This is a genomic window from Chitinophaga silvatica (genome assembly GCF_003419895.1).
Lineage (GTDB): Bacteria > Bacteroidota > Bacteroidia > Chitinophagales > Chitinophagaceae > Chitinophaga > Chitinophaga silvatica.
On record NZ_QPMM01000001.1, the window covers coordinates 580326 to 602758 of the forward strand.

At 38.5% G+C, this 22433-nt stretch carries 19 protein-coding genes; 9 read left to right on the top strand and 10 right to left on the bottom strand.

Features of this window, described 5'->3' with window-relative positions; translation table 11 throughout:
- Nucleotides 1-185 precede the first annotated feature (185 nt).
- The 3 genes from DVR12_RS02265 to DVR12_RS02275 all read right to left on the bottom strand — a co-directional run bounded on the left by DVR12_RS02265 (nt 186) and on the right by DVR12_RS02275 (nt 1609).
- Nucleotides 186-596, bottom strand: coding sequence for an energy transducer TonB (locus DVR12_RS02265; RefSeq protein WP_116973826.1), 411 nt, complete (start codon nt 594-596; stop codon nt 186-188).
- A complete protein-coding gene (locus DVR12_RS02270; protein ID WP_116973827.1) occupies nt 593-1048 on the bottom strand; it encodes a hypothetical protein in 456 nt (151 codons plus the stop codon). Before DVR12_RS02270 ends, DVR12_RS02265 begins: the two co-directional genes overlap by 4 nt.
- A 156-nt stretch (nt 1049-1204) precedes the next feature.
- Nucleotides 1205-1609 carry a hypothetical protein gene (locus DVR12_RS02275; RefSeq protein ID WP_116973828.1) on the bottom strand — a complete coding sequence of 135 codons (405 nt, stop codon included), beginning with the start codon at nt 1607-1609 and terminating at the stop codon, nt 1205-1207.
- A gap of 560 nt (nt 1610-2169) precedes the next feature.
- On the opposite strand from DVR12_RS02275, the gene DVR12_RS02285 reads away from it, so the two are divergent.
- The gene (locus DVR12_RS02285) at nt 2170-2403 is read left to right on the top strand and encodes an XRE family transcriptional regulator (protein ID WP_116973830.1); all 234 of its coding nucleotides are present in this window, start codon (nt 2170-2172) and stop codon (nt 2401-2403) included.
- Between the two features lie 56 nt (nt 2404-2459).
- Here the strand turns inward: DVR12_RS02285 and DVR12_RS02290 are convergent, their stop codons facing one another.
- From DVR12_RS02290 to DVR12_RS02310, 6 genes are all read right to left on the bottom strand, one after another.
- A complete protein-coding gene (locus DVR12_RS02290; protein WP_116973831.1) occupies nt 2460-2765 on the bottom strand; it encodes an immunity 53 family protein in 306 nt (101 codons plus the stop codon).
- Between the two features lie 15 nt (nt 2766-2780).
- Nucleotides 2781-2903: a hypothetical protein gene (locus DVR12_RS27985; RefSeq protein ID WP_262511915.1), complete on the bottom strand. Its 123-nt coding sequence runs from the start codon at nt 2901-2903 to the stop codon at nt 2781-2783.
- 160 nt (nt 2904-3063) lie between these two features.
- Entirely contained in the window at nt 3064-4131 is a 1068-nt protein-coding gene (locus tag DVR12_RS02295; protein ID WP_116973832.1) for a glycosyltransferase family 2 protein, read from the bottom strand.
- Between the two features lie 19 nt (nt 4132-4150).
- Nucleotides 4151-5341 carry a glycosyltransferase gene (locus DVR12_RS02300; protein WP_116973833.1) on the bottom strand — a complete coding sequence of 397 codons (1191 nt, stop codon included), beginning with the start codon at nt 5339-5341 and terminating at the stop codon, nt 4151-4153.
- Between the two features lie 33 nt (nt 5342-5374).
- On the bottom strand, nt 5375-6538 hold the full coding sequence (locus DVR12_RS02305) for a glycosyltransferase (RefSeq protein WP_116973834.1): 1164 nt from the start codon (nt 6536-6538) through the stop codon (nt 5375-5377).
- 115 nt (nt 6539-6653) lie between these two features.
- A complete protein-coding gene (locus DVR12_RS02310; RefSeq protein ID WP_116973835.1) occupies nt 6654-7163 on the bottom strand; it encodes an inorganic diphosphatase in 510 nt (169 codons plus the stop codon).
- 242 nt (nt 7164-7405) lie between these two features.
- Here DVR12_RS02310 and DVR12_RS02315 point away from each other — a divergent pair, with 242 nt between their 5' ends.
- Nucleotides 7406-8149 carry a dienelactone hydrolase family protein gene (locus tag DVR12_RS02315; RefSeq protein ID WP_116973836.1) on the top strand — a complete coding sequence of 248 codons (744 nt, stop codon included), beginning with the start codon at nt 7406-7408 and terminating at the stop codon, nt 8147-8149.
- Between the two features lie 566 nt (nt 8150-8715).
- On the opposite strand, the gene DVR12_RS02325 is transcribed toward DVR12_RS02315, so the two are convergent.
- Nucleotides 8716-10098: an MFS transporter gene (locus DVR12_RS02325; RefSeq protein WP_116973838.1), complete on the bottom strand. Its 1383-nt coding sequence runs from the start codon at nt 10096-10098 to the stop codon at nt 8716-8718.
- 313 nt (nt 10099-10411) lie between these two features.
- Between DVR12_RS02325 and DVR12_RS02330 the strand changes: the two genes are divergently transcribed.
- The 7 genes from DVR12_RS02330 (at nt 10412) to DVR12_RS02360 (ending at nt 22425) form a co-directional block, all read left to right on the top strand.
- The gene (locus tag DVR12_RS02330) at nt 10412-11086 is read left to right on the top strand and encodes a response regulator transcription factor (protein WP_116973839.1); all 675 of its coding nucleotides are present in this window, start codon (nt 10412-10414) and stop codon (nt 11084-11086) included.
- A gap of 2 nt (nt 11087-11088) precedes the next feature.
- Nucleotides 11089-12438 carry a sensor histidine kinase gene (locus tag DVR12_RS02335; protein WP_116973840.1) on the top strand — a complete coding sequence of 450 codons (1350 nt, stop codon included), beginning with the start codon at nt 11089-11091 and terminating at the stop codon, nt 12436-12438.
- Nucleotides 12439-12655: 217 nt separating this feature from the next.
- On the top strand, nt 12656-15721 hold the full coding sequence (locus DVR12_RS02340; RefSeq protein ID WP_116973841.1) for a SusC/RagA family TonB-linked outer membrane protein: 3066 nt from the start codon (nt 12656-12658) through the stop codon (nt 15719-15721).
- 19 nt (nt 15722-15740) lie between these two features.
- Nucleotides 15741-17153, top strand: coding sequence for a RagB/SusD family nutrient uptake outer membrane protein (locus tag DVR12_RS02345; protein WP_158563183.1), 1413 nt, complete (start codon nt 15741-15743; stop codon nt 17151-17153).
- A gap of 210 nt (nt 17154-17363) precedes the next feature.
- Entirely contained in the window at nt 17364-17912 is a 549-nt protein-coding gene (locus DVR12_RS02350; protein ID WP_116973843.1) for an RNA polymerase sigma factor, read from the top strand.
- Between the two features lie 70 nt (nt 17913-17982).
- Nucleotides 17983-18903: a FecR family protein gene (locus DVR12_RS02355; protein WP_116973844.1), complete on the top strand. Its 921-nt coding sequence runs from the start codon at nt 17983-17985 to the stop codon at nt 18901-18903.
- A gap of 81 nt (nt 18904-18984) precedes the next feature.
- The gene (locus DVR12_RS02360) at nt 18985-22425 is read left to right on the top strand and encodes a TonB-dependent receptor domain-containing protein (protein WP_116973845.1); all 3441 of its coding nucleotides are present in this window, start codon (nt 18985-18987) and stop codon (nt 22423-22425) included.
- The last annotated feature ends 8 nt before the right edge of the window (nt 22426-22433 follow it).

Here is a 22433-nt window from a genome sequence, read left to right on the forward strand (position 1 = left end):
GAGATTAATTCTCTGTTGGGTATTTTACAGAGCGTTCGCAAAATGAATAAATGTTTTTTTATGGAGAGGAAGGATGCTGCGCTATTGTAGCACTTTCAAAATAAACTATTAATAGTTAATTACTTCCTGGAATATGAATTTGTTGAGGTAGATAAAATAAAAATTATCCAGTAGTATAAGTGGCATTAAAAGTGGATGGGTAAATGCATTTTTACCGGTACGTTTTTGCCATTAAGACTACCGGGCTTCCATTTAGGCATAATAGATAAAATTCTTAATCCTTCTTTATCAACAAGGGTTAGTTGGTGCTGTAGCTTTTTGGAGATTTTAGCATTTCTGACTACCCCATTTTCATCTACTATAAACTCAAGCCAAATGCTACCCTGAAAATCTTCTTGTTCTTCAGGATAATGAAAATTGGTTGTAATGAATTCCATCAGTTTTGCCTCGCTATTATCAAATTCTGGCATCTGATCAACAATGATATAAGCCCTTTGTTCCAAGACAGAGTCGTATTCCTGCGTTGTTTTTGATTGGGCATAACAACAACAGGTTAAGGCAGTTTGCAGGCACAGTACAAGGATTATTTTGTTCATTTGATTTTATTAAATCTTATAGGAAGATATATTATTGTGACATCTTTTACGGCTGTATTTTCCGTCATTTTTTTAATCACAAGACTTTTCCTCAAATAAGTTGATATAACCGGATAAAATTTTATTATCTCCTTATTGGACCTATCATCCTGATAATATTTAAATATTTCTTTTTTATCCAGATATGTAGAAAGCGTAACGATTTTAAAGCTATCGAGTTTAGCATTTTTATTGATAAATAACTCTAATATAGAACTTCCGGTAACCTTACTGCCACCTAAACTATCTGGAAGGATTAATGAAATATTTTTTCTTATAGTAGTATTGAATGGCACTGGTTCAATACGGTCGATTATTACTTCATTTGTATTTTTTATATCGATTACTGCTTGTCCGGAGGTAGGGTCCGATATAAGAAGTACGGGGATTAATATATAAAAAGGCTTATGCATTCTATAAATCTATTATTACATACTGTATTGGCAAACAATGAGGTTCTTCAAAATCTTCTTAATATTGAAGAACCTCTGAGATATTTGGCCTTAAAAATGAACTAAATGTCTTTGATAATTAAAGTAATAAATTCTATTTATTAGAAATTGAATTTATTAAGAATGTTGGTCGCCTTCTTTCAGTTCTCTGAATTCGTCATCCATAGGTAATCCACCCTGATAGAAATAATAGCCGGTAATTTTCTTCAAAGTGAACAGATTCGGTGGACCGAATAATAGTATGAGATGCCAGACTTTATCGGCTGCAATATTTGACTGTTTGTTTGAAAATGAAATATCAACAACACGTTGTCCTAATGAATTGAATAAATTTGTAATTTCAATAGATGCTTCATCAGTTCGAATATCTTTTCTGTACTTTTCGACAATTTTATTAAATTCGAATTCTACAAACCGTTCGTCTTTTCCTATTGTTTTAAGGTCTACACCAATTAGGCTTCTAAACTTCTTTTCATTGTTTTCTTTTATAGAGGAAATGATTTCGTTAGAAGTTTTTAGCATTACTTCCTTCTCTGTTTGTGATTTACAGCCGAAGGAAAGAATTAAAAGCAGATGCAACTCGATAGTGTAAATTGTTTTTTCATTATTTGAAAAGTTTCAATACTTATAGCATAAGATATTTTAGTATAAATCTATTTCTTAGATAATTTGAGATATAGTTTATAACTCCAGTATATGAATATCGTAGTTATTATAATGCAGGCAATTATTATTGCCGATTTATCTTCACTTTCATATCCTGAATCCTTGATTATATACCATTCATAATTTTGATTGTAGTATAATTGAACCTGATCACCAATTTTATATTTTAAGCATTGATTGTAAGTCAAATTTGCATGATGGATTCCATCATTATATTTAAAGATTAATGAGCTTCTTCCATGTGATTGATTGCAGTCAATTCGCGCTATTGTAACAGATATTAAATTTTCCTTGCTTATCGTCTTTTTCGTTTCTTGAAGTCTATTAAAGCTTAGGAACAAGTACAGAACTGAAATAATAAATATTACAAGGATGGAAATAGCATTCTTTGACATATTATTTATTTTATTATAGGTTTGACAAGGAATATTATCAAGCCTTCTATTGAGATAGCCAAAAAAATTGCGGATGAACTGCGTGTTACCGTAGATTATCTGATTGGTGGCTCTACGAGCATGGTATTGGATAAAAAACTCCTTAAAAGAATAGAAAATATTGAAGCTTTGCCAGAGGAGGAAAAAGAAAAAATTTATTACTTCATCGATTTGGCTATTACTTATAACAAAACAAGAAAAGCGTATTCACGATAAATAGCAAAAGCACCAAGCATAATTCACTTGCTGCTTTTAATTCTTTCGATTACGATTTACTCAATCTTTTTATTTGATTCAACCAACTCTTTAAACTTTTCCAGTAAAAGCTCTAATTTATTTAAATCCCCAGCTCCAAAGTATTGTTTGTTTTTAATCTTATAAACATACCAATCATTATCACTAGTCTCAACAAGATCCGTTTCAAAATCCAAATGATCTAACTCTGTATCCGTCAAGTCTATTTTAACTGACCATCCGGGATTATCTAAAGTCTCTATCTTTACCCCATATTCATGCTCCCAGTCTCCATCACAGTGAGACAATAACCAATTTGATATCCAACTAATAATTTGATCCATTTTCAATTAGTAAATTTAGGTCGTTCCGCCTGGGATTATAAATCTGCTGTTATTGGTTATTTCATCAGGATCCTGGGCACTTACATTTCCAACAATTGCAATAAGATAGATGGTTGCAAGGGCTAAAAACAATCTCATAGATATAGGTTTTATAATGACTCTTTATGGAGAGCAAGATAAGTATAATGGTTTAAAATCAAAATTCTAGATTTATAACCAATCAAAAATGTCAGCTACTCCGATCAGAAAGGAGCAGACATTTTTTTAATTTCAACGATTACCTATATACGAAGTAAGATTACTTTATTTTATACCCAATCTTTCTTTCATACGCTGTAAAGAAACGGTGTGCCATAGTTGCACTGAACCGGCTGATAAATAAGCCAACATGCAATACTGGTACTCTTTTTCTGTAACTGCGGTACAGTCTTTTTCTGTGCCAGCCCAAATCCTTGCTGTTTAACTGCAGGTATTTTAAAAATAGGAGATAAGTTTCACGGGTAGGAGGTTTTTTCCATTTATAGGTATCATAATAGCCGCCGTAGATCAATACGCGGGCATTGTGATAGCGATTGAATGAAGCCGCATATTTTTCGAGCAGACCTTTGGCTTCAAGGAACTCCTTCATCAGCTGATCCGAATGGTAGAAGTTAATGACCTTAGTTTCAGATAAGCCCGAAGTCATCGTTGATCCCTGTTCGTTGTTTAGTCCTCTGATGTAATAGAAATAATAGAGTCCTTTGAGGAAGGTTACTTTTTGGGCATGATACAGCGCCTCCAGCATAAATGGGGAGTCTTCAAACACTCTTAACCGGAAGCGGACCTTATTGGCTTCTAATAAGGAACGTTTATAGAGCTTCCCACAGGTAGCTGCATTAAGTGAATTTTTCTCAAGTGTATTGTCGAGCAGGAAAAGTGAAATGTAGTCCTGATTGGTATATAAAGAAGGGTCGTATTCGAAGTGTTCGAGCAGACTGATTTCATTATTGACTTTGGTTACTTTCTGAAATCCGTAGCAGACAATATCTGCATTTTCGCTTAATGCGGCGCCCACACTCACTTCAAGAGTATCGGGAGCTATCCAGTCGTCACCATCCACGAACGAAACGTATTCGCCGGTGGCATTATCCAGTCCATTATTTCTAGCAAATCCCTGCCCGGCATTTTCCTGGTGGAGTACCTTAATGTTGTGGTACTTTTCACTGGCTGCATTTAGTATTTCTCTGGATTGGTCTGTAGAGCCATCATCCACGAAAATTAGTTCGGTAGATGTATATGTCTGGCCAACCAGCGATTGAATACAGGTTTCCAGATAGGGGGCAAGGTTATATACAGGAACAATAACGGTAACCAGAGGTGACGACATTTTCTCGTTTTTATATTGATCAATTCAGCTTCAAAGCAGCATCCATTTTCTTATAAACTTTCTCGGCCGAGAAGTTCTTTTTATAGGAGCCAATACTAAGCTCACCTTGTTGTGCAAGGAAGTCTGGATTCCTGAGCAGTTGATTGATATATTCGGCAAACTCAGTAGCTTCATCCGTAACCAGGCATCCATTATTACTTTTATCGGGAAGTCCATCCTGTCCGCGTTCGTTGCAAACAACGGGCTTACCATAAGATAGCGCTTCCAGTACTTTTACTTTAACACCAGTTCCTGATAGCATAGGGCATAAAACAACTTTTGACCCTGCATAATATTCACTTAAATCCTCAACATACGGAATGATAGTTACGTTTTTAAGATCCTGAGGAATATGCTTTGCTATTTTTCCAATTATACAAATAGTATAATTAGATGGAAGTAAAGGATATACTTCATCGAAAAACCATTTGGCTGAGATCTGGTTGTGGTAGTTGTCGGATGCAACATAGACCATATCGAATTGCTTGTCCGGAGAGGCTTTTACATTAGCCGGTGGTATTTCTCCCATGGTTGGGATATACCATACATTGTTTGGCAGGAATTGACTGAAGAAATAGTTTTCTTCAGACGAACAGGCCCATACCTGGTTAAAGAGCGACAGACGTCTTAATTCTTCTTCCAGTGAGGCACTAATATTAATTCCTTTATCACGTAAATGCTGAGGAGTTACCAGGTCATGGGTATCAGCTATAGTAATTGCGTCGCCGATCAGCGGATTGTCTTTGATCAGATCTGCATAGTATACGTAGGAAATAATGATGTAATCGTACTTATTTTTCTTTAGGATATTATCAAATTCAGTACGCAAATGCAGGTTTACCAGATTTGGCAATGCACCTTTAACCAGCTTCAGTTTACGGTTATAAAGCATATGCCTTAATTTGTATTGAAAGAAGTAGGTAATCGCATTGGTTTTAGGTGGTTTCCGGTTCCAGAACCAGGCATTCTCCACAAATCCACTATTGCGAATTCTATCCATTTCTTCCTGAGTATTGCTTCTTTCCCAATCGCCCTGCCGAGAAATAAAATCTACTTTCATTCCCCGCTTTTTGAAATATTGAAGGAGTGTCAGCGCACGTGTCTGACATCCGCTACTTTTACCAATAGGACTTAAAGGGAAGGTGAATAAAACTCGTTTCTGATCTTGCATACTTTCACAATAATTATAATGAGATATTCTGTTCTAGTTTGAGCTTTTAAGAGCGGCATCCAGTTTCTTATAAACGTTGGCTGCAGTAAAATTCTTTTTGAATGAGGAGGCACTCAGGGCGCTTTGCTGAGCATGAAGCGCTTCATCATTTAGCAGTTGCATGATATGTTCTGCAAACTCTTTAGGGTCTTCAGTTACCAGGCAACCGTTGTTGTTTTTTTCTGGTAATCCGTCCAATCCTCTTTCGTTGCACACAACAGGAAGTCCATATAACATGGCTTCAACCACTTTAATTTTAACGCCCGTTCCTGAAAGCATCGGACAAATTACTACTTTGGATTGCAGGTAATATTCACTTAAATCTTCTGCAAACGGAACAAATGTAATATTCTTGAAGGTACCAGGAATATGTTTGCCAATTGAACCAACTACACATAAATTCACCTGCTCCGGAACAAGTGGAAATACCTTTTTAAAGAACCAGTCAACCGCCACCAGGTTATGGGGGTTATGAGACGCTACATAGATCAGGTCGAACTTTTTAGGTAAATCCTTTTTAAGGTTTGCCGGTTCTTCCACCATTGTAGGGATGTACTTAAGCTCGTTTTTCAGAAACTGGCTAAAGAAATAATTTTCTTCAGGAGAGCATAACCAAACCTGGTCAAATTTAGCTAGTCGGTTTAATTCATCTCCGATAGCAATTCCTTTAAGTACGCCTTTATCGTGCTGGTGCTGAGAGGCTAAAAGATCATGTGTATCGGCAATTGTAACTGCATTACCAATACGGGGATTGTTTTTTATCAGATCGGCCCAGTAGGCATAGCTGATAATTATGTAGTCGTACTGGTTACTTTCCAGTACGGCATTAAACTTTTTCTGAAGGTAAGGGCTAACGTGATTAGGTATAGCTCCTTTTACACTAAAAAGTAGTTTAGGCAGTTTATAGGAGAATAAATATTGGAAGAAATTTTTCTTGTTAGGTTTCCTTGGGTAAAACCAGGCATTTCTTACTAAGCCACTCTCACGGAAAGCCTTGATGTTTTCAGGAGGAGTAATGCCCCAGAAATCTGTCAGAGAAAAGAAATCCACTTCCATTCCGCGTTCCTTGAAGTACTTCAATAATGTAATTACACGGGTCTGGCTTCCACTGATTTTTTCGATCGGATTCAAAGGAAAACTGAAAAGGACTTTTGCCATAGTAGGATTACTAAATTAGAAATTCGGGCAAAACTAGAGAAAATAATGTAAATTATCTAAACATTTGTAGTTTAGATAATTAGATATAAATTTTAAATTTTAATTGATAAGTTGATTATTTGATATTCATCTCCAGCTTCTTATTTTTTAAAATCTCTTTAATGGCTTTTTTCGATTTGATGTTTGCCTGGGGAATAAACATTTTATCTTCTATTTTATTATAATCCTCAAAAAACATGGCCAATTCAAACATAATTTTTTTGGGTAGATCGGTGATGTTTTTGACTTTTTCAAAGATGGAGGAGGAAACCGGAATAGCAATATATCTATCGTTACGGATAAATACTTCCTTCCCTTTTCGATGGGTAGATTGTTGAGCCTCAATGGCGCCGATAATTCTGCAAGGTAGCACACAACCCGTAAAGCTATGAAACTCAGAGATTATGATAACATCAAGCGGATCGCCATCTTCTCCTTTAGTTTCTGGTATAAATCCAAAATCATAAGGAAAAACCATTCCTGCAGGGAGTATTTTGCTCAATTCAAATAAATGTATTTCGGGATTGTAATCGTATTTCATTGAACTACCCTTTGGCGTTTCAATTATTGCTTTCATAATTTTCATGTCCTGGGATTTAATTATTTAAGATTGGTTAGCGTGTTTATCTCTCTTAAAACAAACGCAACCTTTTGGAGTATAAATACTTTTGAAAGCAACGCCTAAACTTGTGCCAAACTTTACCCTACCCGGGTGTATTAAGGATGGGCTTCTTTAATTAGGTAAACACTTTGTTGGAATTTGCTTTTGAGTATCTTTATGTTATTGAGAACCTTAATCAATTTTACCTCACATAACTCTATGTCGATATGCGTAAACTAATTCTACTCATGGCAATAATTGGAATTGTAATGACAGTAAACGCTCAAAGTCTCAAGCCCGTTGCCTATTCTGATGCTTCACAGAAGCTCAATGGGTTGGTTACTTCCAATGCTGGTAAAAAGCTACCTGGTGTACTTATTTTGCCTGCCTGGAAAGGTATTGATGATGAAGCTAAAGATGCAGCGATGGCCCTGGCAAAGCAAGGCTATATTGCATTTATTGCTGATATATACGGTGAAGGAAGTATTCCGGCCGATAATGCCGCTGCTGCAAAAATGTCGAGTTCCTACAAAAAAGACTATGTAGCCTACCAGAAAAGAATTGAGCTGGCATTAGAACAATTAAAGAAAGCAGGAGCCAATCCCGGAAAAATAGCGGTCATCGGATATTGTTTTGGAGGTACTGGTGCACTGGAAGCAGCCAGGGGAAATCTTCCTGTTAAAGGAGTAGTATCTATCCACGGAGGATTAGGTAAAGATAGCAGTAGGGCAAACAAACCATTGCCTGTCAAAATATTAATAGAAAATCCGGCTGAAGATAAAGGTGTTACTCCTCAGGTTATGAATGAGCTGATTGCCGAAATGAATGAAGGAAAGGCCGATTGGCAAATTATCACTTATGCCTATTCAAAACATACGTTTACAGATCCAAAATCGCAGGATTATAATGAGATCATGGCGAAGAGAGCCTGGGAACACACTTTGATGTTTTTGAAAGAGGCGTTGCAATAGTTATTGGTCAGTATTACTTATAAAATTGAGAGTAGGTTATTTGCCTACTCTCAATTTTTATCCATCAGAAAACCTATTAAGGAAGTTTTAATTACTTTCAAAAATCTATACTTAAAATAGAATATTCAACTGTAGAATTATGAGGAATGCAGTATTAGTAGTCCTGTATGTTGTTGTGTTATTTGCTACATATTTTGTTTCAAGATTTATTGTATTAAATTATTTATATAAACTGCAAGATATTAATGTGATTCGTTTTGATGCCGGAATAATGGTTATGTTGATTCTATTTATAGGAGTGTCAATTAAAAAATCTGTAGATCTGATTCAGGGATTAAAGGTTCCAAATGAGAACCTATATTTAGTTTTAGGGCTCTTAAGTATATTGTGTATCCCTGTAAATATGTTTTTTACATATTTATACAACCTTACCAGTTCCTATAGCATTAAATCGGATTATGATATTTTGCATTTTCTAACCTTGTTCGGAATGATTTTACTGATACACGTCCTATTTGCAAGAGTGTATAATATCCCTGATAAACAATAAGTAGTCGGCTTATCAATTAATGTGGAGTACTGCCCTCTTTACTTGAAAAAATGGGTAGTGTGAGCCGTGGTCTATTTAAAATAAAAATACTCACTAAAGCTAGTACAGCTAATACAATTATCGGTTTGCTATTTATAACTCCCAATTCCTTATCCATGAATAGTGTGAAGATTGGCAAACCCATTCCTCCACCAATGAAATAGGCTGTATTGGTAAGGCTACCTCCAACTCCCAGCTGTTCCTGCGGTACTTCTTCCATTGCAATAACTGAAAAGCCAGTGAAACAAAGTGTCATGCCAATACCTGCAATAAATGAGCCGCCGGCCAGCAGAAAAATCAGGTTATGCAACTGAACGGCCAGTATCAGACAGATGGCACCAGTGAACATTCCCAACATACCAAAAGTGGCTATACTTTTTGAAGATAATTTATGTACAATAACAGGTAGCAGAAAACGTGCTACCAATACAGATATTATATTGAATGGCATCATCAGAAATCCCGATTGTGCTGCAGAATAATTGAAGGTTTTTTGCACAAGGAAACTCATCAAAAATAAGTATCCTGTGAAAAATGCTCCCAATAAAATGAACAACAAATTTCCTTTTCTGACGGAGGTAAGTGAGAAGATTCCTAAGTCGAGCAGGGGAGTGGATTGTTTCTTTAAGCGTGAATACAAATAGGTAGATGATAATACTACAACTACCAGGCAGATCAATATACCAATGTAGTTGCTGATGGGGTCCGATATTAATTCAGTGATGTGAGTCAGGCTAAGCATCGCCACCACTAAGGCAATACCAGATGGGATATCAGGGAATCTGGCCTCAGACTCCTTATCATCTTCCATCATAAAAAAAGCAATACCAATAATTACAATTAGCACAGGAACATTAATCAGAAAAACCCATGACCATCCTAAAAAACTGGTAATAATTCCACCTACAGATAAGCCACTGGCTGAGCCAATTGCCGCAAATGAGCTAAATACAGCAATAGCTTTGCTGCGCTCTTTGGGTTCTGTGAAATAATAGGTTACAATTGAGAATGCCGCCGGCATAAGCAATGCAGCTCCCAGGCCCTGTACTACTCTGAAAAATAATAAGGTATTAAAAGTATGAGATAAACCCGCTCCAAGAGAAGTAAACAGAAATATTCCTGTTCCCCAGAGAAACACCTTTTTCCTACCAAAGAAATCAGAAAATTTACCTCCAAGGATTAAAAAACAGCCATATGTTAGAATATATAAACTTTGTAATTGGTAACTCGACTGGCTGGTTAATCCAAAATCCTTCTCTATCTCAGGGATAGCCAGATTAACAATTGCAATATCTAATGCTTCTACAAAAATTCCCATTGAGGCAATTGCCAATATCAGATTCTTATTGATCCCCTTCATATTGCAAAACTAAATTTTGCAGCTCATTTGTATTGTTAATTATAAAATTTTGGAAAAGAAATCTATTTTTTGATTGTTTTTTGGGTATTTGTTCTATTTAAAGGGTGATAAATAGAAGTAATTAGAAAGATTGCTGATTTTTATATCGAATTTGTACTATTGAAGAACTAATACAAACAGAATCAAGGCAATTTCCAATCTATGTTAAAATAAGATTATACCGGAATTAAATTACACTCATATCAGATTAGAATTCTTTAATCCTGATTTTCAGGCCATTGAATGATATTAAATTTAGGTTCATATTTCAGTTATGAATATCTTATTAATAGAAGACGAACCTAAAGTAGCAGTTTTTATAAAGAAGGGCCTTGAAACACTACAGCATTCTGTAACAGTAGCATATGACGGACAGGATGGATATCATACTGCAATGCAGCATGATTTCGATATTGTAATATTAGACCGTTTACTTCCCTCTTTATCCGGTATTGATGTATGCCGTAAAATTAAACATATAAAGAAAGGATTACCCATTATCATGCTTACTGCATTGGGATCTGTTCCTGATAAGGTGCAGGGGTTTGAAAGCGGGGCAGATGATTATCTGCCTAAACCTTTTCACTTCGATGAATTAATAGCCCGGATTCAGGCATTACACAGAAGAGGAAATGTTACTAGTCCGAGTGCCGTATACCAGGTAGCAGATCTGGAAATGGACTGCTATAACCGTTCTGTTACCAGAAATGGAAAAGATATATCCCTTACCGTTAAAGAATATGCTTTGTTGGAAGTATTAATGATTAACAAAAACAGAGTGCTTTCCCGTACCTACCTGGCTGAAACTGTCTGGGGAATCAATTTTAACCGCGGAACAAATCTTATAGATGTTTATGTAAACTATTTAAGATCGAAGGTTGATAAAGGTTTCGGGGATCCTTTAATTCATACGGTAGTGGGAGTAGGATATGTAATGAAAGATAAATAAAGATGAAAGTTAAAACTAGATTGGCGCTGCAATTTACAATGCTGTTCGCCGGACTGCTACTGTTGCTTTTAATTGGTATTTACTCATTGGTAGAAAGAAACCGTATTAATAGCTTTTATGATAAATTAGATGACAGGGCCACTACTGCCGCACAGTTTTACTTAGCGGAAGATAACCTCTCGCAGGAAAGTTTCAGAAACGTACTGAAGAAATATCCCCGCTCCCTCAACCAGGAGGTGATAAGGATCTACGACGATCATTTTCAGCCGGTTTTTATTCCTGAAGATACTGTGAAGTGGAACCGGCAGGTATTAAAAGAAATTGTGAGCAATCGCAAACTTAGATTCAGCCAGGGAAAACGCCAGGTATGCGGGATATACTATGCAGACAACTCAGGTAATTTCCTCGTAGTAGCTTCAGCTGTGGATGCCTCGGGGATGGAGAATATGAAACATCTTGCCCTGATTATGCTATTTGCTTATCTGACTTCTATTATTATTACTTACCTGATAGGATTGTTGTTTGCACATCTGGCTTTAAAGCCAATCACGCATATTATTTCCAATGTGCAATCTATCCGTGCTACCAGTTTGGATAAACGGCTGGAGTTAGCAGCCAGCAGAAGAGATGAGCTCAATCAGTTATCGGCTACTATTAATCAGCTGTTGGAACATATGGAGCAATCGTTCGAATCGCAAAAGGTATTCATTGCCAATGCATCGCATGAACTACGTACCCCCATTACCGCGATCCTGGGTGAGGCTGAGATAACGTTGCTGGATGAACGCAGTACAATCGAATACAAGCAAGCACTGGAGAATATCATCGAAGAATCTGTAAGGATAAATGGAATCATCAATAGTTTACTGGAGCTGGCCCAGGCGAATATGGACTACAACGATCTGCAAACGATTATGATGGATGAGTTGTTGTGGGAAGTAGTGGAAGAATGCTCACAACATGGCAGGCATAAGATAGATCTGAAATTATCTACAGGTCTGCAGTCCTCCAGAGTCCAGCTGCAGGGGCATCGGCATCTGTTATTTATAGCGTTAAGCAATGTGGTAAAGAATGCTATTAAATTTTCGAATGGAAAAGAAGTAACCTGCGAGCTTAGCCGTTTAAATAATGCCATTATGGTTAGGGTAATAGACAGAGGTATTGGAATCCCTCCTGATGAAATCAATAAAATATTCAGACCATTCTACAGAAGTAAGAATGCCGGTGGGTTTGAAGGACATGGAATAGGGCTTTCCCTAACGGAAAAGATTGTAAGACTTAGTAATGGAAAAATTGAAGTCTTTTCCGATATAGGCCAGGGTACAGTGTTTCAGTTTACTTTCCCTTATTAACCGAAGACGCCTGCTGAGTAGAGGAGCTTGCCACTACTTCCGCCATAGAAGGATGCATCAAAATATTGGTGCATCCTTTTTTGTTTAAAAATCGACATTAGAATTTCTTAATGAGTTTCTAACGTGAATAGCCCTCCGCTTTAATCCTGCTCCAATATGACGTTTATAGCTTTGTCACCGAATTAAATAGTTGATCTGCTTACTCATTATTTTTCTTATGAAGTTTTATTTTACCATTATTCTTAGTGCGCTGCTGTTGGCGATTACTAATGGGGCTACCGCACAGGAGCGGGTATTAAAAGGAGAGGTTGTAGATTCGGTGAATGGGCAAGTGTTACCTGGTGTTACAGTGATGGTGCCAGGAACCCGTACAGGTGTAATTACTGATGCAACAGGAAAGTTTAGTATCCAACTTCCTAACGGAACAAAGCAATTATTGTTTTCGTATGTTGGTTACCGTGAGCAACTTGTTAATGTGTTGCCCGATCAGAAAGTTTTGGGAGTACAGTTGACTTCCTCTTCCCAGTCATTATCCGGTGTTGTAGTCACTGGTTACACCCAGCAAAGCAAATCCAGGACCACTGGGGCAATAACCAGTGTACCGGTAGTTGCTACTACCCAGGCACCTGTAGGTTCGTTTGATGTAATGTTGCAGGGCCGGGCTCCGGGGCTTTACGTTGGAACACCAACCGGTCAGCCGGGAGAAGCCGGTCGGGTATCGATCCGCGGACTCGGGTCTATTAACGGAGATGTAAATCCATTGTTTATTGTAGATGGAGTACCCGTTGCTAATAATTCCTTTGCGGCGCTTAATCCTGAAGATTTTGAAACAATTCATGTACTGAAAGATGCGGCTGCTACTGCTGCTTATGGTTCCAGGGCTGCTAACGGTGTTATTGTAATAACCACTAAAAAGGGCAAAGCCTGGGAGGATGGAAAGGTAAGGGTCAATTACCGGAATCAGTTCGGAGTATCGGCATTGAACAGCTCTAAGTGGGATATGATGAATACCAATGAAAGGCTGCGTTTCGAAGAAATTATTAAAGATCCTACACTGCCAGGTTGGGCCTATTCTCCCAATAATCCTGATAAGATAGTAAATGGTGTTGCTGTTCCTAAAACACAGGAAGATTTTGCTTTTGGAAATCGGGTACTCGATAGTCTGAGACAGATTAATACAGATTGGAGAAAACATTTACTCAGACAGGGTCGTACCCAGTCGCACAGCCTCAATATCTCCGGAGGAAATGATAAAACAGTCTTTTATCTCGCTGGTTCCTACTTCAATCAGGAAGGTATTGCTTTGAATTCAGGGCTTGAAAGATATAGCTTGCGTGCCAATATTCAGAACAGAAGTGGAAGATTCCGCTCTACACTGAATATGGGAATATCTAATGCCACTGTAAAATACATTCAGGATGAAGGGGTAGCCGAAGAAGGAGGTGCCGCTGTTGGCGGGGGTGGAATTACGGAAAAGAACCCAATAGCGGCCCTTTATTATGCTTTGCCTTATGAATCAGCCTACGGTAAACCAGGTGTGGGTAATTATGGTGCAAATGCACTGGATGCCTATGCCAATAGCCTGAAAAAAGATAACCAGCTTAAAGCAGTTATCTCTTTTAATGAAACTGTAGACCTTACAAAGGAGCTTCAGTTGACAGGTACTGTAGGTATGGATTTTCAGCAGAGTAATACTACCGATTATCTGTTGCCCGACTCATGGTATGGTAAGTTGGTAAGTAACGGGAACCAGGGATATTATCAAAGAGGAATCGCTAACAGATTAGGTTTGGTAAGCACCGGTGGACTGAGATATAATAAGCTTTGGGGTAATAACGAGATTGAAGCAAATCTGTTGGGAGAAATAAATAAAATAACCGGTACTGGCTTCGGATTTACTGGTTATGGATTAGTGCCTGAACTGAGAAATACTCCGGTTGGTATAACACCGGGAACTGGTGATAATAATTTCATACCAGACATTACCGGTCATACTACGCCGCAACGATTGCTGGTATCTCAAATTGCTTTGTTCCGTTATTCGTTTGATGATCGTTATACTATTACGGCCAGTTTGCGTAGAGATGGTTCATCTCAGGTACCTGTAAATAATCGTTATAAGTTGTTTTATGCCCTTGGTGGTAACTGGAATATCCTGGCAGAAAACTTCATGAAGGGTCAGGAAGTTTTTAGTAACCTGAGGTTACGTGCCAGCTATGGTTTAACAGGAAATGCAGGTGGATTTACCAGCGATTTCGGCTACCGTACATTATATGCATCAGCAGACTATAATGGTAATAAAGCACTGGTTCCAATTACTCCAGGCAACCCTGCCTATAATTGGGAAACGAATACAATAGGTGATGTGGGTCTGGAATTCGGATTTTTTCATAACAGATTAAGAGGAGAGATTGATTTTTACAATAGAGTAACCCAGGGGTTATTCGTAAACAGAAACCTTTCACTGACTACCGGTTTTGCAACACTGGCTACCAATTCCGGAAAAGTGAGAAATAGGGGCGTGGAACTTATGTTAGAGGGGGATGTGGTAAGACAGAAAGATTTCACGCTCTCCCTGGGTCTTAATTTTGCTTATAATAAAAACCGTATCCTGAATTTAGGAGATGAAGAACAAATATTCTCCGACGAGGTAACCATGAATATGGTGGGCAAACCCCTGGGGAGCTTCTATGCAGTGAGATGGAATGGTGTTGATCCCCAGACCGGTGCCCCAACTTACCTCGATAAAGACGGCAATCCTACTAATGTCTACAACCCCGATGATGCAATACCTTTAAATAAAACCTACGACCCGCCAATCATTGGAGGAGGAACTATAACCATGCGTTATAAACGATTTGAATTCTCTACACTGATTAGTTTTATACATGGAATGTCGAGATTGAATTATCCTGATATGTATGCGCATTCCGGCAGTGCTGCCTTCCGTAGATACAGTCAGTCCAGAGATATGTTAGATATCTGGCAACAGCCTGGCGATATTAGTAAGTATGCTGGTGCACAGTACCCAACTTATGTAACTACCAGAGATATTACCAGCGCCGATTATATCAAACTACGTAATATAACCCTGGGGTATAATATACCGGTTAATGGTGTTGCAAAAGGAGCTATCAGGAACCTGAAAGTATTTGCATCAGGCCAGAATCTTCTTTCTATCATGAAATGGAAAGGTTTCGATCCTGAAGATGCAAATGATATTGCTCAGTATGAGTATCCAATGCCTAGAATTATTACCGGTGGTATTCAGGTTGCTTTTTAACTATCAATCAAAAATAATCATGAAACTGAATTCAATAAAAAAATTATCAGTGGTGCTTTGCCTTGCTGCATGCCCCATCCTATATACATCCTGCAATAAGATGTTAGACCTCAAACCTAAAGATCAGGTTGATGGTGAAGATATCTTTCAATCTCTATCTACTGTAAACAGGGCTGTTCTCGGCGTGTATGCGAGCTGGGTACCTGAATATACCCTGCGTATTGGTTCTGTAGTGGCCGACGAATGCGCAATTGGATTAAAGAATGCCGGTGTAAATGGAGATGCACAACATTTATATCGCTGGTCATTTACCAGTTTCGATCCGGAGATACTGAATCCGTGGACTAACGGATACCAGGTTATTAACCAGGTAAACAGAATCCTGGAAGGATTACCGAAAGTACCTGCTAATAGTGCGGATGAAGCAGCAGAAAAACTGAAGCTCGAAAGTGAATTGTTAGCAATACGGGCATACGAACATTTTGAACTCTACAGGCTTTATGCAAGTTCCTATAAATCAGATGCCCTTGCAGTGCCATACGTTACAAATAACGATGTAGATGCAAAACCTTCACGTCCTACAGCTGCAGAATTCTTTAGTAAGCTGGAGCTGGATTTAAATGCTGCATTGGAAAATTCAAATGATGATATTGATATAACACGCATGAACCGAATAGCCATGAATGCTTTACAGGCACGTATAGCACTGTATACTGGCAATTGGAATGATGCTGTTAAATATGCAGATAAAGTAATTGCAGCCCGACCATTGGCTACAATAAATGAATTTGCCGATATATGGAAAGATAAGAATAATGCGGAAGTAGTTTTTAAGTTGAAAAGAACCAATCAGAGTACTATCAGACCCGGTGATATATGGAAGAATGCAGCGTTGGGGATAGTTTATTTTGCGCCTTCACAGCAACTTCTGGATTCATATGATCAGGATAACGATATCAGGTATGATGCCTACTTCGATCATGATCCTTCATTGGAAGAAGAAGGACAATTGCCTGATGTAATTGCAAAGTATGCAGGAGAAGAAGGGGCAGAGAATAGAAATGATATTAAGATATTCCGCACCAGTGAAATGTACCTGATCCGTGCGGAGGCCTATGCCAATTTAGGTTCTGAACAACTGGCCGCAGACCAGCTCAATGCTTTGAGAGCCAGCAGGATTGAAGATTATGAGCCGGTTGAATTTGAGGGAGCAGCTGACCTTAAAGCAGCTATTATGGAAGAACGACTTAAAGAATTACCGTTCGAGGGGCACAGGTTCTTTGATCTCAAAAGATGGGGTAAGTCAGTTGTTCGGAAAACAATAACCGGACAGGATGTCCTATCACCGGCAGACTTATATTATTATATTCCGATTCCACAGGCAGAAGTGCTAAGTAATCCGAATATCAGACCTAATAATAGTAGTTGGTAAAGTCAAACACATTTCCTTTCACAACATCGATCATACAACTAAATTAAGGAAACAGTATCTACTGTTTTCAAACCCTGAAGCATAAGGGGCCATTCATGGTAGGTGGCCCTCTTATGACTTCATATGACCCCAGTCTCAAAAAATAACACAATCTTAAAATCACGATCTGATTAAAACGAGTACCTTGGCGCCGTTGATAATTTACCTGGTATGCAAGATGTAGCGCTTATCCGGAACGGAGACCAGAAAGCCTTCGAAACGTGTTTTAATCATTATTGGCCTTCATTGTATTCTTTTGCTCTGAAAATTCTGGGCAATTCTGCCGATGCTAAAGATGTGGTACAACAAGTCTTTATTTCAATCTGGGCACGGAGAGATAAACTTAATATAACTACTTCTTTAGAAAGCTATCTTCATCAGGCAGTTAAATATCAATCTATAAAAAAACTCCAGGAGATCATCAATCGCCCCGAAGACCTCGAGCATGTACAAGAGTTTATTTTACCTGTCCTTAACGATATCTGGCAAAAAATGGAAACCGCTGATATCTTTAAACAAATTGATCATCAATTAGATAAGTTACCTGGGAAAACCAAGGAGATATTCATGCTCAGCAGGAAACAGCAACTATCTATCAGCGAAATTGCCGGTCGGTTAAATATCTCAGAGAAAACCGTCAGAAACCAACTCCATATTGCATTGAAAGCCTTACGACACCATATAGCCGTTGCCGTTGTCATGTCTCAATTGATGAGTTAATAATTCCTTAACACAAAGTCTCGGGACAATCCCCCCTTTTAAAGGAACATATGTATAGAAGAATGTTCCGATGAATATTTCCCAAGTAAAAAGAATTTTAAGAAATTATCTGTCTGATAGGGCATCAGACAAGGAAAAAATGCTGATAGAAGAATATCTGCAACAAGCATGGGAGAATAAAGAACTTCCGGCAGATGCAGATATTCATCGTTTAGTAGTTTTAGATAATATTCGTAAGGCTATCAGACCAAAAGTATATCTGCGCTGGATTTCCGCCGCTGCGGCAAGTATTCTGATTTTGGTATTGGCCGGTACAAGCTACAACTATAGAGATGAAATTACGGAATGGATACATCCAATGCCAAAGATCCTGGTAGTGGCTGAAAAATTCCGCATAAAGAAAATTTTATTGCCTGATAGTTCAATTGCTATTCTGAATGCAGGGGCTACTATAGAATATCCCGAAAACTTCAGAGGTAAATTCAGGGCTGTAAGAATAAATGGGGAGGCATATTTCGACGTAGTACCAGACAAACATCCCTTTGTTATTGAAAGCCCTAATCTGCAGATAAAAGTACTGGGAACTTCTTTTGTGGTAACAGACAGCAATACCACCCTATTACCTAAAGTAAGTGTGAAAACCGGTAAAGTTGCCGTTGCTGCCGCCAATTTTACTCAACAGATTTCTGCTGATGAAGAACTGATTTTTGATCTCTTCAAAAATCAAATCAATATTGTTCATCATCAGGATATAAATACAGACTGGACAACCAAAAGCCTCGTGTTTAATGATAATAGTCTGAAAGAAGTATTCGCGATACTAACGGATTTGTATAAAATACAGATTCGGTGCAAGGATGTTGATATCACCAATCAAAAGTTTACCGGGGCCTTCGAAGCTAACGACGATTTAGACGATATATTAAGGATACTCGAAGTATCATACAGGTTGCATATTCTTAAAAACCACGACGGTATTATAATCAAGTAATCAGAACATACATACTATTTCCTGCTTCCGGCTACTATGTAGTGGCTGGTATAGGAACTTCTATTTCTAAAAATAAAACGAATGAAGGACAAAATTTTACAAGGCTGTATGCTGCTGCTATTGTTCTTTTCCGCGCCATCCTTTGCACAGGATGCTCAGCAAAGAAAGATAAGTGTCAGCTTCAAAAACGAACCGGTTGCCAGGTGTATTAATATCTTACAACAAAAGAATGGAATTACTTTTTTCTACAATCCATCTGATGTGAAGGCAGTGGAAAAGAAAGTGACATTCGATGCTTCAAACAAGCCGCTGGCCGAGGTATTAACTCAGTTGCTGGAAAATACAGGCCTGGAGTATGAAGTAGTAGACGGAAAGAAGATTGTTATTCGTAAGGCTATTCCACAAACTCCCCGAACAACTCAGAAGCATACTTTAAATGGGGTTGTTACCGATGCTGCAAAATCTACACCAGTAGCCAAAGCTGAAATAGTCGTTCAAAGTTCCGGTGCGGTTATTATTGCCGATGAAACCGGACATTTTTCTGCAGAAGTAAAAGATAGTACCGATGCGTTAACTGTTTATTATGTTGGCTACAGCCTGAAAACTGTGCAAGCAGGAAGTGCCAAAGTAATTACTATTGCGCTGTCTCAGGATAGCAGAACACTTAATGGTGTGACAGTAGATGCTCGCCGCCGCTCCAATACGGAAGTTATTTTATTAAACGATCGTAAAAATGCTGCAGTAATCTCTGACGGGATCTCTGCCCAGTTGATGGAACGTACCGCCAGTGTTACAACCACCCAGGCCTTACAACGCGTTTCCGGGGTTACAATTACTGATGATAAGTATGTTGCAATTCGCGGATTGGGTGATCGTAGTGTTATCGGGCAATTGAATGGTGTTAGATTGGCCTCCTCCGATCCTGACAGAAGTGCTATTCCTCTGGACCTGGTACCTGCTTCATTACTCGACAATATCACTATCTATAAATCCATTACTCCAGATAAACCAGCTGATGCCGCCGCCGGGATCGTTGAATTGAAAACAAAATCGGTACCCGACAGGCAAACACTCAATATCACTGTTCAGACAGGGATGAGTTCAAGTACCGGTAAAAGCGTAAATAGCTTCTATAACAGCGATATGGGGTTTCTTGGAGGTAAGGTTAAGGGTAAGATGTTATCGGATGATTTTAAGGACCTTTCAAGCCAATATCCCAATGGCTTAAAAGATATCCAGCAACTGATAGCAGATAGCAGAAACGATCCGGCTAAAGCTGCAGAAGTAAAAAGGATCAATAATATCATGCACAGCTTTGATCCTGTGCTCACAACTAAATACAAAACGGCACCGCTTAATCAGATTTATTCAATTACCTACGGTAATAACTTCAGTATTTTTAAGAAACACCAGCTCGGACTGATTCTCGGTGCCAACTATTACAACCGCACTACAGATGTTTATGATGGTAACCTTACACAGTATAGTATTTACCAGGGAGTGCTGACAGGCAATTCCAATTTGTATAGTCCACGTGTGATCCCTAACTACATTACACCAAACAATATCAACCTGGGGAAATATCTGAATTATAAAGAGAATACCGGTACACAAACGCTTAACTACGGTTTCCTGGGCGGACTCACCTACCGGTTTAATCCGCAACACGAAATCAGTATGCAATATCTGGGCAGTAGGGGAGCCGAAACCAAAGCCAGTAATCTGCATGGTGCCTTTGAGTATACAGGGTTGCCAGGAAAGGTATTTAATTATGTGTATTCCCTGCGACAAACCTATCGCGAATTAAATACCTATAACCTGCAGGGTGAACATAAATTTGGAAAAACAGAGTTGGCACCCAAACTGAGTTACAACCTGGCTACTTCCTATTCATCGCAGGATGATCCTGATTACAGGTTTGTAAACCTGGCAGATTACAGAATGAATGATGGTACTTCTGTCACTAAGCCTTCCGACCAACCCAATGGAGCGCCAGGTTATGTTTATAGCCAAAGTTCGTATGCCCTGGTATCAGGATATGTAAAGGGATACGGCCCTTACGGTATTATTCAGGCCGATCCTAACGGTAGAAGATACAGACATCTGGCTGAGAATAATTATAACTATAAAGCCGATTTAACCCTGCCTTTTAAGATCAACGGCTTAAAACAGGAATTCAAAACAGGAGCCAACTACCTGTTTCGCAGAAGAAGCTTTTCCGAAAATATTTTATATCTCCCGGGTTCCAATTATTCAGCAACAGGTTCAACTCCTCTATATGATGTAAATGGAAATCTGGACCAATTGATTGGATACGACAGAATTGGCGTAAGACCAATTAACAACAGCAATGAAGAAGGAGCGCCAAAAGTAGGTGGATTTCTATACAATACTCAGAAATCACCCAATAACTACAAAGGCTATTACGAAACAAGAGCATTTTACGGAATGCTGGATATGAGAGTTACTCAGCAGTTACGTTTAACCGGTGGGGTAAGATTTGAACTTACCGATATTCAGGCGGCGGTAGATACCTCCAATGTATTTCTTGATCCAAATATTACGACCACCGATGCTAGTGGTAACAAGGTGAATCTGGTATATACGGAGCCTAACAGCGTCTATAAAACTGATTATACCCCTTATTATTCGGCCAACTTAACCTACACTTTAAATAAAGATATGAATTTCCGCCTAGGGTACAATACAACCCTTGCCAGACCGGAGTTGAGAGAAATTACAAACGTATTCGATTTTGATCCGTTTCAGTTTGCCCTTGTTGTTGGTAATCCAAAATTAAAAAATCAACATACCACTAACTACGACTTCAGATGGGAATGGTTTACCAAACCTGGAGAAGTTTTATCGGCCTCTGTATTTTATAAAGAAATAGATAACCAGCTTACCAAGGTATTTAAACAACAATCATCCGGGCTTGAAGCTAAGTTTCCTGAATTCCCGGCAATCGAGTTTCAGAACGATCCGAATAAAGGTAGGGTTTATGGTATAGAACTGGAAGTAGTTAAGAACCTAAGTCTGGTAAACAAAAATCTGAAGTTCTTCAATCTTGGAGCCAATCTGTTATTAGCTCAGAGTGAGATTAAGAAAACACAGGAAAGATTAAACTCTTCCAGGGCTATTGATCGTCGTGCTCCTGAGAATAGTCCATTGTTTGAGCAGGCTCCTTATTCAATGAATATCTTCCTCAACTACAATCATTCGATTTTAGGAACCGATGTTACTGTGACTTTCAATATGGTGGGAGAACGCCTTATTCAGGTAAACCTCGATGGAACACCGGATTTGTATTCACGACCATTACCGGTACTGGATCTGGTATTTACACAACAGATCATAAAAAGACTTCAGCTAAAAGGATTTGCCAAAAATATTCTGGACAGACCAGTTGAGGAGGTATACGCAAACCCCGGAACTGGTGGGCTTTTCTATGGTAAGAGATATGTGAGAAGAAGCTACCATCGTGGAACTGAATTTATGCTTGGCCTTACTTACACCCTGTAAATCGTACT